We start from the raw sequence: 14,641 nt of genomic DNA, 5'->3' as shown, positions 1-14,641 counted from the left end.
TTGCATATCTTCAAGGGCCAGATTCGGGGGCTCGACGCGGCCTCCGAAGCGGTTGATCTCGATCAGAGCCCGGGCGACATCGTCATCCTTTCCGCAGCCGACACCGAGATTGCCGGGTTGGCAGCGGCGGCGAGCCGACTGCCGGATGATTTTCCGGCCATTCGACTCGCCAATTGGATGTCGCTCGCGCATCCCTATTCGGTCGATCTCTATGTCGAGAAAGTGCTGGCCGAGGCGAAGCTGATCGTCGTTCGGCTTCTCGGCGGCGTCGGCTATTGGCGCTACGGCGTCGAGGAGACGCTGCGGATCGCGCGCGGCTCAGGCGCCAAAGTGGCGCTGATGCCGGGCGATACCAAATGGGACGGCGACCTTGCGGCCGAGGGCACGCTCGGCGCCGACGAAACGCGGCTTCTCTGGTCCTATCTGGTCGAGGGAGGGGCGGAGAATTTCGAAAACGCGTTGCGGTTCTCGGGCCATCTTCTCGGGTATGACGAGGCGCCTTCGCCACCGAAGAACGTGCCGGCTTTCGGCGTCTACGAGGGCGGACGGAAGCTTGAGGGCGAGGGGCCGACTGCGGCAATCGTCTTCTACCGCGCCCTCGTGCAATCGGGTCAGACGGCGCCGGTGGAAGCGCTTTCTGCGGCTCTTGCCGAACGGGGGCTGCGGCCGCTTCCGGTTTTCGTCTCAAGCCTCAAGGCGGCGGCGGACAAAGAGTTCGTAACGGGGCTGTTTCAGGAACACGATCCTGCGCTCATCCTGAACGCCACCGCCTTCGCACTCGGCAAGACCGGCGATCCGTCTGCCGAGACCGTTCTCGATGGCGGAAGGCGGCCGGTTCTTCAGGTGACGTTCGCAGGTGTGTCCGAGGCGATCTGGCGTGAACATCCGCGCGGTCTCTCACCCTCCGATCTTACCATGAACGTGGTGCTGCCGGAGGTCGACGGACGTCTCATCGCCCGTGCCATTTCGTTCAAGGAAGAAGGGGCTTTCGAGCCGCGCACGCAGTGCCGGCCGATGGCGCATCGCCCGCTTGCCGACCGCGTCGCCTTCGTTGCCGATCTCGCGGCGGCCTGGGCGCAGCTTTCGACGAAGCCGAACGCGTCGAAACATATCGGCATCGTTCTGTCGAACTATCCGAACAAGGATGGCCGGCTCGCAAACGGTGTCGGTCTCGATGCACCCGAATCGACGGTGCGGCTCCTGACGGCGATGGCCGAGGCTGGCTATGACACCGAGGGCGCGCCCGAGACGGGCGAGGCCTTGATGCAGACGATCCTCGCCGGGCCCACGAACGCGATCGACGGACGGGTCGAGCGCACGGGCGGCGAACGGCTTTCGCTCAAGGATTATCGAGAATTCTTCCGCGCGCTGCCGGAGAACGTGCAGAGCGAGGTCGAGGCGGCCTGGGGTCGGGCTGAAGACGATCCTTTCTTCGATCCTGGCGAAGGTGCCTTTGCGCTCGCGCTGCATCGCTTCGGTCATGTCGTCATCGGCGTGCAGCCGGCGCGCGGCTACAACGTCGATCCGAAGACGAGCTATCATGACCCGGCGCTCGTGCCGCCGCATGGCTATTTCGCCTTTTATGCCTTCCTGCGGCGCTCATTCGCGGCCGATGCGCTCGTTCATATGGGCAAGCACGGCAACCAGGAATGGCTGCCGGGCAAGGCGCTTGCGCTGTCACAGGATTGCTTTCCCGAGGCCACCCTCGGGCCCGTGCCGCTCGTCTATCCTTTCATCGTCAACGATCCAGGCGAAGGGGCGCAGGCGAAGCGGCGCGCGGCCGCGGTCGTCATCGACCATCTGATGCCGCCGATGACACGCGCCGAAAGCCACGGCGCGGCGGCCGAGCTTGAATATCTGATCGACGAATATGCGGCCGCCGACCTCGTCGATCCGCGGCGCTCGAAAAAGGTCGCCGAAGCGATCGTGGAGCGAGCGGAAAGCGAAGGTTTTCTGGCCGATCTCGGGATCGCGTCGGGCAAGGAATCGCGCGAGGAAATCATTCTCAAGCTCGACGAGCAGATCTGCGATCTGAAAGAGCTGCAGATTCGCGACGGGTTGCACATTCTGGGTCAGTCTCCGGCCAGGCGGCTGAGGACCGATACGCTCGCCGCACTCGCCCGTGTGCCCCGCGGCGGAGGCGAGGCCGGGGATGCCTCGCTTTTGCGCGCACTCGCCGATGATTTCGAATTGCGCTTCGACCCGCTCGATTGCGTGCTCCATGAGCGCTGGGAAGGAAAACGGCCAAAGCTCCTGGCGGATCTCACTGACGCAGCCTGGCGTACCAACGGCGACACGGTGGAGCGGCTGGAGATCTTTGCGGCGGCGCTCGTGGAGGCGGCCGTTCCCGAAGCTGAGGCGGGCGGGCCTTCAGCGGAACCTGAAAAGGTGCTGGAAGTGGTCGACGGAGGTCCTGCGGTAACACCCGTGGCCGGCGCGCTGACGTCCGATGACACGCTCCATGTTCCGCTTTCGGGCGACGGAGCCAACCTGTCTCTGCCTCGCGATGCACCGGGCCCAAAAACCGAGGCGGTGTTGGCCCGACTGCGCGAGGCGATCGCGCCGACGCTCGATGGGTCCGGCCGGGCCGAGATCGCCGCGACGCTTGCTGCGCTGTCGGGCCGTTTCGTGGCGCCCGGGCCTTCCGGCGCGCCGACGCGCGGACGCGCCGATTGCCTGCCGACGGGACGCAATTTCTATTCCGTCGATGTCCGGGGCGTGCCGTCGCGCGCCGCCTTCGATCTCGGCTGGCGTTCGGCGCAGCTGCTGGCAGAGCGCTATTTCTCCGACGAGGGCGAATGGCCGACCGCGATGGCGCTCACCGTTTGGGGCACGTCGAACATGCGCACGGGCGGCGACGACATTGCCCAGGCGCTCGCGCTTCTTGGCACGCGCCCGGTATGGGAGCAGGCCTCGGGGCGTGTGACGGGCATCGACGTCGTGCCGCTCTCGGAGCTCGGTCGCCCGCGCATCGATGTGACGTTGCGTATCTCCGGCCTCTTCCGTGACGCCTTTCCGCATCAGATCGATCTCTTCCATCAGGCGGTGCTTGCCGTTTCGGAGCGCGAGGAACCGGAAGACGCCAATCCGATCGCCGCGCGTATCCGCCAGGACAGCGCCCGTTTGGGTGAGGCGGGGATGGGGGAGGACGATGCGCGCCGGGCAGCCTCCTTCCGGGTCTTCGGTTCCAAGCCCGGGGCCTATGGTGCCGGCCTTCAGGCGCTGATCGACGAAGGCATCTGGCAGGAGCGGGGAGATCTCGCCACAGCGTTCCTTGAATGGTCGTCCTATGCTTATGGCGGCGGTTCGGAGGGTGAAGGTGGCGAGCGCACACGAAAGCTCTTTGAGCGGCGTCTTAAGACGACCGACGCCATCGTGCAGAACCAGGACAACCGCGAGCACGATCTTCTCGATTCCGACGATTATTATCAGTTCGAGGGTGGTCTCTCGTCTGCCGTCGAAACGCTGAAAGGGTCGGCCCCGAGAGCCTATCACAACGATCATTCGCGTCCGGAGCGGCCGGTGATCCGTGGTCTCGATGAAGAACTCGCGCGCGTCGTGCGTGGGCGTGCCGCCAATCCGAAATGGATCGAGGGCGTCATGCGCCACGGTTACAAGGGCGCCTTCGAAATCGCGGCGACGGTCGATTATCTCTTCGCCTTCGCGGCCACGACGCCAGCGGTCAAACACCACCATTTCGACCAGCTCTATGCCGCCTACCTCGAAGACGAGGATGTGCGCGCCTTTCTGGCCGACAACAATGCGCCGGCGTTGAAAGAGATCGCGGCGCGTTTCAACGAAGCGATCGAGCGCGGCCTGTGGGCGCCGCGGCGCAACTCGATCCACAACGAACTTCACGAGCTCGCGAACGGAGGAAGTTTATGAGCAAGGCAGAGCTGAGCGAGGACGAGCTCAACCAGAAGCACGCCGAAAAGATGCGCCGGAAGAAAGAGGCGCGCGACAAGATCATCGCCACCAAGACGATCGAGAAGGGGCTTCTCGTCGTTCACACGGGCAAGGGCAAGGGCAAGACGACGGCGGGCTTCGGTCTCGTTTTTCGTGCGCTCGGCAATGGGATGAAAGTCGGTATCGCGCAGTTCGTGAAGGGCAAGCGCGAAACGGGCGAACGCCACGCTCTGGAGAAGTTCTCCGATCAGATCACCGTGGTCTCGACGGGCGAGGGCTTCACGTGGGAGACGCAGGATCGCGAGCATGACATCGCCGCTGCGCGCGAGGTCTGGGAAAAGGCCAAGGCGATGATCGAAGATGGAGAACACGATCTCGTTCTCCTCGACGAGCTCAACATCGTCCTGCGTTACGATTATCTGCCGCTTGAGGAAGTGCTCGAGGTGATCGAGGCGCGTCCGACGATGAAGCATGTCGTCGTGACAGGCCGCAACGCCAAGGACGAGCTCATCGAGGCCGCCGACCTCGTCACCGAGATGACGCAGATAAAGCACCCGTTCCGGTCCGGCGTGAAGGCGCAGGTCGGGATCGAATTCTAGGCTCTTTCGCCAACCCTTCGGAGTTACCGTGTCTCGTACCCCCGCCATTATGATCCAGGGCACCGGCTCGCATGTCGGCAAGTCGCTTCTGGTTGCCGGCCTCTGCCGGGCTTTCAGCAATCGGGGTCTCAAGGTGAGACCCTTCAAGCCGCAGAACATGTCGAACAATGCCGGCGTGACGGCGGACGGTGGCGAGATCGGACGAGCCCAGATGACGCAGGCGCTGGCCGCCCGCGTCCCGCCGTCCGTGCATATGAACCCGGTTCTGCTGAAGCCTGAAAGCGATATCGGCGCACAGGTGATCGTGCAGGGACGGCGCGTAGCGACGCTGAAGGCGCGTGATTACACGGTGCGCAAGCCGGAGTTCCTGTCCGCCGTGATGGACAGCTTCAACCGGCAGCTCGAGGCTGCCGATATCGTTGTCGTCGAGGGGGCTGGCTCTCCGGCAGAGGTCAATCTGCGTGAGGGCGATATCGCCAATATGGGCTTTGCGTTGGCGGCAGATGTGCCGGTCATTCTCGCCGGAGATATCGAACGCGGCGGTGTGATCGCGAGCCTCGTCGGCTCCCATGCGATCCTTGATGAGGCTGATCGCTCTCTAATTAAAGCATTTATCGTCAATCTCTTCCGTGGCGATGTTACACTTTTTGACGAAGGTATGCGGATCATCGAAGAGCGCACCGGATGGGCCGGCCTCGGCGTCGTGCCGCATTTTCCGGGCGCCGCGAAGCTGCCGGCAGAGGATGTGCTCGGGCTCGAAGAACCCGCGGAGACACCGAAAAAAGGTGCTGCCATCGTGAAGGTGGTGGTGCCGCGTCTCGGCCGCATCGCCAATTTCGACGACCTCGACCCGTTGCGGCAGGAGCCGTCCGTCGAACTCGTCATCCTCGAGCCGGGCGAGGCGCTGCCGGGCGACACCGATCTCGTGCTTCTTCCGGGTTCGAAGTCGACGATCGCCGATCTGGCGGCGCTGCGCGAGGCCGGCTGGGATATCGATATCGCCGCGCATGTGCGCCGGGGGGGCCACGTTCTCGGGATCTGCGGAGGGTTTCAGATGCTCGGCCGCCTGATCGCGGACAAGGACGGCATCGAAGGCGCCCCTCAGAATGTGCGTGGTCTCGGGCTTCTCGACGTCACCACGAACCTCACCGCCGACAAGACGACGGTGCCAGTGCGGGGCGTGCATGTGGCCACGGGCGCGGAGTTCTCGGGCTACGAGATCCATGTCGGCGAGACCGTGGGGCCCGGCCGCTCCGAACCGTTCGCAATGCTCGAAGGGCACCCGGATGGGGCTGTCGCCTATGATGGGCGCGTCATGGGCACCTATGCGCACGGCCTCTTCGGCTCCGACGCTTTCAGAGGGGCTTTCCTCGCCAATCTCGGTGCGACAAGCAGCACGCGCTACGACGAGGGCGTCGAAGAGGTCCTCGATGCCCTGGCGCAGCATCTCGAAGAACATCTGTCGCTCGACCGGATTTTTGAGATCGCGGCCTCTCGCGGTTCGGACGAGCGCAAGAGCGCCTGAGCTCACGCCAGCCCCGAGCGGCGAAGACTTCACTCCTGTGACGCTTCGCCGAGGGTGCAGGAAGCGCTCCTGTTATCCCCAGATCAGGAGCGCGCTGATGGCCACCAGCGCCAGGCCAAGCAGCCATGTCGCGTCGGCGAGCCTCAATCCGCGGCGGAGATCCTTGAGCGTCGCCTCGTGGCGGCCTTCTGCGTTCAGCCAGGCGCCTTCGACGGCGTCGTTCCCGTATCTTCGTGGTCCTCCGAAAGCGAGGCCAAGCGCCCCCGCGAGTGCCGCCTCGGGCCAGCCGGCATTCGGCGAGCGATGCAGCGGCGCGTCGCGCCGCGCGGCCTTCAGGGCCTGTCTCGGGGAGGCTTCGGCGAACGCCGCGGCAGCCGCGATGAGGAGCGCGGAAAGCCGAGCGGGGACATAATTTGCAAGATCGTCGAGACGCGCCGCGGCGTAGCCGAAATCCTGATAGCGCTCGTTCTTATGTCCGATCATGGAATCGGCCGTGTTGAGCGCCTTGTAGGCGAGGAGACCGGGGATTCCGCCGACGAGATACCAGAAAGCCGGCGCCACCAGCCCATCAGAAAAGTTCTCCGCCAGCGATTCGAGGGCTGCGCGGTTGACGCCGGCTTCGTCGAGTTGGGTGACGTCGCGGCCGACGATCCAGGAGAGGGCTTTCCGCGCCGGGCCGATGCCGCCCTCTGCCATGGCGTCGCCGACGGCCTGGACATGCTCCAAAAGGCTCTTCTGAGCGAGGAAGACTGAGACGAGCAGCGCTTCAACGATCAGAGAGAGGGGCAGTGCTGCTGCGATCCGGTTCAGCACGACACCCGCGAAGACCGCGAGCCCGAGAAGGACGGCGACGGCGAGCATGCCACGCTTGCGGCGTTCGTCACCGGTTTTTCGTTCATCGTTGAGGCCTTGATCGAGACCCTCGATCAAGCGTCCGATCCAGGCGACCGGATGGCCGATCTTCTTCCACAATTCGTCCGGGTCTCCGACGAGGCGGTCGATCAGAAGGCCGAGGGCAAGAACGACAAGACGGCTCATGATGGCAAAATCTCGTTGAAAGCGACCTCGAGCCGACGAAGTTCGCTCTCGTCGCCCGGAAGCCCGAGGCGGAGCGAGTCGGGTCGGTCGGTGAAGATGCGGGTCCAAATGCCTTGCGCGGCAAGACCGCGGTGCATCTCGCCCACGCGGTCGTCGCGAATGAGGGTCAGAAGTGGAGACTGGCTTTCGAATTGCAGGCCATGGGAGGCCAGGAGCGCCCGGAGTTCTCGTGCCCGCGTGTCGAGGTTGAGGCGCGTGTTTTCCCGCCATTCTCTGTCGGCGAGCGCCTCACGGCCGATGGTGATCGCCAGCTGCGAGATGGGCCAGTCTCCGAGGCGCTCGCGCAGCGGCGCAAGGAGCTGCGGGTGCGCGATGATGAAGCCGAGGCGCAGTCCGGGCAGGCCGTAGAATTTTCCGAACGAACGTAGCACGACGAGATTCTGCATCCGGCTCATGAACGGGATCACCGACGTGCGTTCAGTCAGCGCGTCCTCATAAGCTTCGTCCACCACGACGAGATCAGCGTCCTGCCGGCTCTCTGCGAGCGACAGAATCGTCTCCGGCGACAGAACTCTCCCGTCGGGATTGTTGGGATTGACCAGAATGACGCTTGTGCGCGCCGGAATCTCGCTCGGCGCCCTGATGACAGGGATCAGGTTATCGAAAGCCGTGCGATAGGACGCATACGAGGTGTCGAGAAGAACCGCCTTCCTCATGAGAGAGGGGAGTTGGCGTATGACCGGCTCGATGCCGGCCACGGGCAGGATCTCGGCGTCTTCCGGAACCCGGTAAGCGTCTCTTGCTGCGGCCATCACTGAGTCGAGATCACCCCGGGACGGCAGTCGCTCCAGGGCGACCTCGTCGAGATTGATGCGTTCCCGCCATGGCCATGCATGGGGATTGATTCCCGTCGACAAATCGAGCCAGTCGTCGCGGAAAATGCCGTAGAGAGCCCCCGCCGCCGCCGGGTCGCCGCCGTGATACATTTCGTTTTCCTTTGCCCGCGGGCCTCATAGCGCAACTCAAGCCCCTGCGACGAGGCCTGGGCTTCCCAAAAAGCGGGATGCAGCCCCCCGCAGCATCTTTTTGCCGCGGGGGCTGCTTGTGCTTGTCGGACCGGCAAAGCTTTGCTACGGGAGCGCCTCTGGCCTCGTGGCGGAGTGGTGACGCAGCGGACTGCAAATCCGTATACCCCGGTTCGATTCCGGGCGAGGCCTCCAGAGCTCTCCCATCCTCGCAGAGACGACTCCCACCTCCGAAGATGAAGTTCGCGTCCTCCTGTTGAGATTGTCCTAGACGGTCTTGAGCTACGATCTGCAGCTCTTTCTGCGGGCTTTTCCATGTTTGCCGGCGGCCTTGCTTGTCGCACCGCTCGACCCCCGCTAGGAAAGACGACGCAACGGTCAGGAACGAGCCATGACAGACAATGAAACCCTGCGTCAGCGGATGGTCGACAACCAGATCCGCACCCGGGACGTCACCGATCGTGAACTCATTCAGGCATTTCTGAATGTGCCCCGCGAGCGCTTCGTGTCCGGAGTGCAGCAACCTTTCGCTTATTCCGACCTGGACTTGCCGCTCGAATCGCCGGGACGCGTGCTTCTCAGTCCCGCACTTCTCGGCCGGATCATCCAGGCGATGGAGATTACACCTAAGGAGGTGGTGCTCGATCTCGGTTGCGGGCGGGGCTACGCCTCGGCACTCATGGCGCGTCTTGCCGAAGCGGTCGTCGCTGTCGAGCCGGACGAGGAGCTGCGTCACGCCGCAGAGGCCAATATGGTCTCTTTGAAAATCGATAACGTTGCGATCGTCGAAGGGTCTCTGACCGAGGGGTATCCCTCAGAGGGGCCGTACGATGCGATTCTCATTGCAGGGGGAATCCAGGTGATTCCGCCGGCGATTTTCGAGCAGCTGAGCGAATACGGCCGGCTTGCCACGATCGAGATGAACGGTGAGGCGGGGCGTGTGATGCTCTATTCGCGCGTCGGTACCCATACCAGCGGCAGGCCGGTTCTCGATGCGACGGCACCAGTCATTCCGGGCTTCGAGCGCAAGCGCGAGTTCGTTTTTTGAGGCTTTTGACACCGGATTGCCGGGTGTTGCAGAAGGGCCGCAGCCGATAATAGAAATGCCGGAGGTCGTAGCAAAGGCGGCGAGTTTCGTGCATCTGATGTTAAAACCCATATGACCGCGAGCGGCGGTCGCAGCTTCCGGTAGACGTCGTGCTCCTGACCCCATGTAGATACTCCCTGGGCGTTGTTCTCGCCGCTACGCTTCTGGCTTCCCCCGCCGGAGCAGAGAGCATCACCGAGGCGCTCGCCTCAGCCTATTGGAACAACCCGACGATCAATTCTCAGCGTGCCGAAACGCGCGCTGTCGACGAGAACGTGCCGATCGCCAAGGCCGGAAACCGGCCTCAGGTATCCGCTTACGGTGAAATCGACGGTACGCATACTGGCGGCTATGCACGTTCTGGGCGCGTAGGAGCCGATTTCAGCCGTAACACCTCGGACCTCGCAGTCGGTGTTCAGGTTCAGCAGAACCTGTTCAACGGGTTTCAGACCCGCAACGCGGTGAGCGGCGCGACCTCCAACGTCTATGCCAGTCGCTTCGCGCTGGAAAGCACGGTTCAGGACGTCCTTCTCGATGCAGCCCAAGCCTATATGGATGTGCTGCGTGACGAGGCGCTGTTGCGGTTGCGACGCCAGAATATCGACTTTCTCGATGAGCAATTGCGAGCCGCGCAAGACCGCTTCGACGTTGGCGAGAATACCCGCACGGACGTTGCGCAGACGCGCGCCGAGTTGAGCCTTGCGCAGTCGAACCTCAGCCTGGCTGAAGCTAATCTCGTTGCCAGCAAGGCGATCTACCGCCAGGTCGTCGGTCACGAGGCCAACAATCTTCAGCTGACGTTCCCGTTCCGGAACAAATTGCCGAGCTCGCTTCAGCAGGCGCTTTCGCTCAGTCTCGACCGGCATCCGTCCATCATTGCGGCGCAATACGCCATGGATGCGGCTGCCTATGATGCGAAGCGGATCGAGGGCGAGCTTTTGCCGACCGTCAGCGTCACTGGCAATCTGCAGAAAGAGATCGGCGTCGGGCGGCCTGACAACACCGAGACGGCGCAGATCATCGGCCGCGTCTCGATCCCGATCTATCAGGGTGGCTCGGTTTCGGCCCGGGTGCGGCAGGCGAAGGAGCTTCTTGGCCAGCGGCGTATCGAGGTGGATGTGGCGCGCGAGCAGGTGCGTGCCTCGACCGTTGCGGCCTGGGGCACTCTCGAGGCGACCAACGCCTCGATTCTCGCTGCCACGGCGCAGGTCGCCGCTTCGGATATCGCCCTGCAGGGCGTGATCGAGGAGCAGCGGGTCGGTCAGCGCACACAGCTCGACGTCTTGGACGCCCGCAGCACGCTTCTCGACGCCAACGTCAATCGCGTGGTGAGCCAGCGTGACCGCATCGTGGCGGCTTTCTCGCTGCTCGCTGCGGTGGGCCGACTAAATGCAGATGCTCTGAACCTCCCGGTGGAGCGCTATCATGCTGAAGCCCATTACGAGGCCGTGAAGGACAAGTGGTTCGGTCTGAGAACGCCGGACGGTCGCTGAGGCGAACGAAACGGTTTCTTTTGTTTCGACCGTTCCCCTCGGCATCAGAAGCACTGGGGGAGCTCGCGGATAGCTCCATTTCCGCCAGTGCCGCGTGCTCTTGCGCTTTTTATCGATGCCGGTGCCGCCCAGCGCACAGGCGTCCCGTCCCACGCGCCGCAGCCATTCCGCAGACGGTTGCTTCCTCAGACGGTGCACGCATCTCGCGTGCCCGGCCTGGGGATTATGCGTTTAAGCCCCTGGTGATGGGCTTTCTTTAACCTTCAAATGCGCATGTACAACCAAAGCGATTCGATGTGTGGAGGCTGAGGCCTCTGCCCAGGGAGCATTTTATGGCTAATCCGAGCGCGGCACAGGAACCGACCATGGAGGAGATCCTGGCGTCGATCCGCCAGATCATTTCCGAGGACGGCGACAAGTCGGAGGCGCGTGCTTCGAGGTCTCTCCGCGTCGCCATCGAGGATGACGAAGCCGAACCGACGGTGTCTTCCGCCCGGCCTGATGCCGTTCAGTCTGATGCTCCTCAGTCTGTTGCCGCTCAACATGTGACCCCTCAGCCTGTCGATGAGCCTGCTGCTCCGGCTCAGGAAGCCGTCGCAGAGCCGTCTGTCGCCGAGGACATGGCCGACGACGAGGAGGATGATTTTCCGGATTTCTCCGCCCCGTTTGAGACTGCCGTCGGCGTTGAGGCTCCGTCGCCGGAGCCTGAGCCGGTTGAGGAAGCAAAGGCTGCCGAGACGGCGGTACCGGAGGCCGTGCAGCCTTCCTTTGGCCATCGCGCAGGGCCAGAGACGGTCGAGCCGGCGAGGTCGGCGGCGAAGGAGCCCAGCTCTATGACGACTTATGAAGCGCATGCGCGCTCCGAGGACCGGCTCTTGTCCGATGATGCGGATGAGGCGGTATCCGGCGCTTTCAATTCTTTGGCGCATACCATTCTGTCTCAGAATGCCCGCACCTTGGAGGATCTCGTCTCCGAGATGCTGCGGCCGATGCTGAAAGAATGGCTCGACGACAATCTGCCCCCGCTTGTGGAGCGGCTCGTCAGAGAAGAGATCGAGCGCGTTTCCCGCGGACGTCGCTGATCAAGCCCGTCGCGGCCCTCGGTCGCGGCGACCCCTTTCTTCGCAGCCGTTCAGGCTGCTGATCCAGACCGCTTGTTGACAGGCGGCGGGCGCACCAGTTTAACCGCGGCGGTTTCAGCGCCCGCTTCCGGGCCCATGGTGCGTTTCCCTCATGCTAGAAAAGACCTTCGACGCAAAGAACGTCGAACCCCGTATTTCCCAGAAATGGCTTGATGCCGATGCCTTCCGTGCCGGTGCCGGTGCGGAACCCGGCGCAGACACGTTCGCAGTGGTCATCCCGCCGCCGAACGTGACCGGCTCCTTGCATATGGGGCACGCACTCAACAACACGCTGCAAGATGTGCTCGTGCGCTACAACCGCATGCAGGGCAGGGACGTCCTGTGGCAGCCGGGCATGGACCATGCCGGCATCGCCACGCAGATGGTCGTCGAGCGGCAGATGATGCAGCGTCAGGAGCCGGGGCGCCGCGATATCGGCCGCGAGGCCTTCGTGGAGAAGGTCTGGACCTGGAAGGCCGAGTCGGGCGGCATGATCCTCAATCAGCTGAAACGCCTCGGGGCTTCCTGCGACTGGTCGCGTGAGCGCTTCACCATGGATGAGGGGCTGTCGGCGGCCGTCATCAAGGTGTTCGTGCAGCTCTACAAGGAAGGGCTGATCTACAAGGACAAGCGGCTCGTCAACTGGGATCCGAAGCTCCTGACGGCGATTTCCGACCTCGAAGTGCAACAGGTCGAGATGAAGGGGCATCTGTGGCACTTCAAATACCCGATCGAGGGAGAGGAAGGCCGCTACATCACCGTCGCTACCACCCGCCCCGAGACCATGCTGGGCGATACGGGCGTGGCCGTGCATCCGGAAGACGAGCGCTACCGCGATCTCATCGGCAAGAACGTGATCCTGCCGCTCGTCGGCCGCCGTATTCCGATCGTGGCCGATGAGTATGCCGATCCCGAAGCCGGCTCGGGCGCTGTGAAGATCACCCCGGCCCACGACTTCAACGATTTTGAAGTCGGGCGACGGAATGATCTCGCCATGGTCAACGTCATGGACGTGGAGGCCAATCTCGTCCTCGACGGCAACGAAGATTTTCTGCGCGATGTGCCGGAGAGTGCGGAACTTGCCGAAACCGTCTCGGCCCTTCATGGGCAAGACCGCTTCACGGCGCGCGACAAGGTCGTCGCGATGATGGATGAGCGAGGTCTTCTGGAGAAGATCGAAGAGCACGTCCATGTCGTGCCGCACGGCGATCGCGGCGGCGTGCCGATTGAGCCGTTCCTGACGGACCAGTGGTACGTGGACGCCGTCACCCTGGCAAAGCCTGCGATCGCTTCCGTTCGCGAGGGGCGCACGACTTTCGTCCCGAAGAATTGGGAAAAGACCTATTTCGAGTGGATGGAGAACATCCAGCCCTGGTGCATTTCACGCCAGCTGTGGTGGGGACATCGGATTCCGGCCTGGTACGGGCCGGATGGCGAGGTCTTTGTGGAGGCCTCCGAGGAAGAGGCGGAAGCCGCCGCTTACCGCCATTACGGCAGCCGGGTGAAACTCGACCGCGACGAGGATGTGCTCGACACTTGGTTCTCCTCGGCGCTCTGGCCGTTTTCCACGCTCGGCTGGCCCGACGAGACGGCGGAGCTCGCCCGTTATTATCCGACGAACGTGCTCGTGACGGGCTTCGACATCATCTTCTTCTGGGTCGCCCGGATGATGATGTTCGGACTGCATTTCATGAAGCAGGAGCCCTTTGCGGACGTCTACATCCACGCCCTCGTGCGCGACGAGCACGGCGCGAAGATGTCGAAGTCGAAGGGTAACGTCATCGATCCGCTGGAACTCATCGAGGAGTTCGGCGCGGACGCGCTGCGTTTCACGCTGGCTGCCATGGCGGCGCAGGGGCGCGACATTAAGCTGTCTCCGCAACGTGTTGCCGGATATCGCAATTTCGGAACCAAACTGTGGAATGCCGCGCGCTTCTGTCAGATGAAGGGCTGCCGGCTGGATACGACTTTCGATCCGGCCGAGGCGAAACTGCCGGTCAATCGCTGGATCCTGACGGAAGCTGCCCGCACGGTTGCCGCAGTCACCGAAGGCATCACGGCGTACCGTTTTAACGAAGCCGCCGATGCCATCTATCACTTCGTCTGGGACACGTTCTGCGATTGGTATTTGGAGCTCATCAAGCCGGTGCTCGACGGAGACGACGAAGCGGCTGCGGTCGAGACACGGGCGGTTGCCGGCCGGGCTCTCGTCGATATCCTGAAGCTTCTGCATCCCTTCAGCCCGTTCATCACCGAGGCGCTTTGGGATGAACTCGGCGGAAAGGAGGCCGGGCTTCTGGCACTCGCGTCCTGGCCGGAAAGTGCGTTTGGTGACGAAGCTTCAGCGGACGATATCAACTGGCTGGTTCTGCTCGTCTCGTCGATCCGATCGGTTCGTGCGGAGATGAACGTGCCGGCCGGTGCCCGTACGCCGCTCGTGGTTTGCGCAGCCTCCGAGCTGACGCAGGAGCGGCTTGCCCGCCATCAGGCGGCGATCGAACGGCTCGCGCGGGTGGACGCCATCTCGACCGCCCCGGATGTGCCGAAGAACGCGGCACAGTTTCTCGTGGGCGAGGCGACCTGTGCCTTGCCGCTTGAGGGCGTGATCGACTTCGATGCCGAACGCTCGCGCCTTGAGAAAGAGATCGGCAAGGTCGACGGCGAGATCTCACGCCTCGACAAAAAGCTCAGCAACGAGAAATTCGTGGCCCGGGCGCCTGAAGAGGTCGTTGCGGCAGAACGTGAGAAACGCGCGGAATACGTCGCCGATCGCGAACGTTTGGCCGCCGCGCTCGGACGGCTGAGCGATACGCACTGATCGGAGCATTTGACGGGGCCATAACTATG

General features: G+C 63.3%; 9 protein-coding genes and 1 tRNA gene. 8 read left to right on the top strand and 2 right to left on the bottom strand.

The window, feature by feature from the left end; genetic code table 11:
• From cobN to EO094_RS17675, 3 genes are read left to right on the top strand one after another with little or no spacing between them, the layout of a single operon-like run.
• Positions 1-3,885, top strand: a complete 3,885-nt coding sequence (gene cobN / locus EO094_RS17685) for a cobaltochelatase subunit CobN (RefSeq protein ID WP_164879715.1) — start codon at positions 1-3, stop codon at positions 3,883-3,885.
• Positions 3,882-4,505 carry a cob(I)yrinic acid a,c-diamide adenosyltransferase gene (gene cobO / locus EO094_RS17680; protein WP_128294169.1) on the top strand — a complete coding sequence of 208 codons (624 nt, stop codon included), beginning with the start codon at positions 3,882-3,884 and terminating at the stop codon, positions 4,503-4,505. The genes cobN and cobO overlap by 4 nt, the downstream gene beginning before the upstream one ends.
• 49 nt (positions 4,506-4,554) lie before the next feature.
• Positions 4,555-6,030, top strand: coding sequence for a cobyric acid synthase (locus EO094_RS17675; protein WP_128294343.1), 1,476 nt, complete (start codon positions 4,555-4,557; stop codon positions 6,028-6,030).
• 72 nt (positions 6,031-6,102) lie between these two features.
• Here the strand turns inward: EO094_RS17675 and cbiB are convergent, their stop codons facing one another.
• The gene (gene cbiB, locus EO094_RS17670) at positions 6,103-7,071 is read right to left on the bottom strand and encodes an adenosylcobinamide-phosphate synthase CbiB (protein ID WP_425455922.1); all 969 of its coding nucleotides are present in this window, start codon (positions 7,069-7,071) and stop codon (positions 6,103-6,105) included.
• Positions 7,065-8,054, bottom strand: coding sequence for a threonine-phosphate decarboxylase (locus EO094_RS17665; RefSeq protein ID WP_128294167.1), 990 nt, complete (start codon positions 8,052-8,054; stop codon positions 7,065-7,067). Before EO094_RS17665 ends, cbiB begins: the two co-directional genes overlap by 7 nt.
• Positions 8,055-8,214: 160 nt before the next feature.
• On the opposite strand from EO094_RS17665, the gene EO094_RS17660 reads away from it, so the two are divergent.
• From EO094_RS17660 to EO094_RS17640, 5 genes are all read left to right on the top strand, one after another.
• Positions 8,215-8,288, top strand: a tRNA-Cys gene (locus tag EO094_RS17660).
• Positions 8,289-8,484: 196 nt separating this feature from the next.
• A complete protein-coding gene (locus EO094_RS17655) occupies positions 8,485-9,141 on the top strand; it encodes a protein-L-isoaspartate O-methyltransferase family protein (RefSeq protein ID WP_128294166.1) in 657 nt (218 codons plus the stop codon).
• A gap of 149 nt (positions 9,142-9,290) precedes the next feature.
• Positions 9,291-10,673, top strand: a complete 1,383-nt coding sequence (locus tag EO094_RS17650; RefSeq protein ID WP_128294165.1) for a TolC family outer membrane protein — start codon at positions 9,291-9,293, stop codon at positions 10,671-10,673.
• Positions 10,674-11,005: 332 nt separating this feature from the next.
• The gene (locus EO094_RS17645; protein WP_128294164.1) at positions 11,006-11,755 is read left to right on the top strand and encodes a PopZ family protein; all 750 of its coding nucleotides are present in this window, start codon (positions 11,006-11,008) and stop codon (positions 11,753-11,755) included.
• A gap of 151 nt (positions 11,756-11,906) precedes the next feature.
• Positions 11,907-14,612 carry a valine--tRNA ligase gene (locus EO094_RS17640; protein ID WP_128294163.1) on the top strand — a complete coding sequence of 902 codons (2,706 nt, stop codon included), beginning with the start codon at positions 11,907-11,909 and terminating at the stop codon, positions 14,610-14,612.
• Positions 14,613-14,641 lie beyond the last annotated feature (29 nt).

The sequence above is a fragment of the Afifella aestuarii genome (genome assembly GCF_004023665.1).
GTDB lineage: Bacteria > Pseudomonadota > Alphaproteobacteria > Rhizobiales > Afifellaceae > Afifella > Afifella aestuarii.
Note: the sequence above shows the minus strand (reverse complement) of the source record. Positions and strands in the feature narration are given on the sequence as shown.

Bases quoted from the DNA above. Each gene is read 5' to 3' on its own strand.
- cobO (WP_128294169.1), top strand. From the start codon at position 3,882: ATGAGCAAGGCAGAGCTGAGCGAGGACGAGCTCAACCAGAAGCACGCC.
- EO094_RS17675 (WP_128294343.1), top strand. From the start codon at position 4,555: ATGATCCAGGGCACCGGCTCGCATGTCGGCAAGTCGCTTCTGGTTGCC.
- EO094_RS17665 (WP_128294167.1), bottom strand. From the start codon at position 8,054: ATGTATCACGGCGGCGACCCGGCGGCGGCGGGGGCTCTCTACGGCATT.
- EO094_RS17655 (WP_128294166.1), top strand. From the start codon at position 8,485: ATGACAGACAATGAAACCCTGCGTCAGCGGATGGTCGACAACCAGATC.
- EO094_RS17645 (WP_128294164.1), top strand. From the start codon at position 11,006: ATGGCTAATCCGAGCGCGGCACAGGAACCGACCATGGAGGAGATCCTG.
- EO094_RS17640 (WP_128294163.1), top strand. From the start codon at position 11,907: ATGCTAGAAAAGACCTTCGACGCAAAGAACGTCGAACCCCGTATTTCC.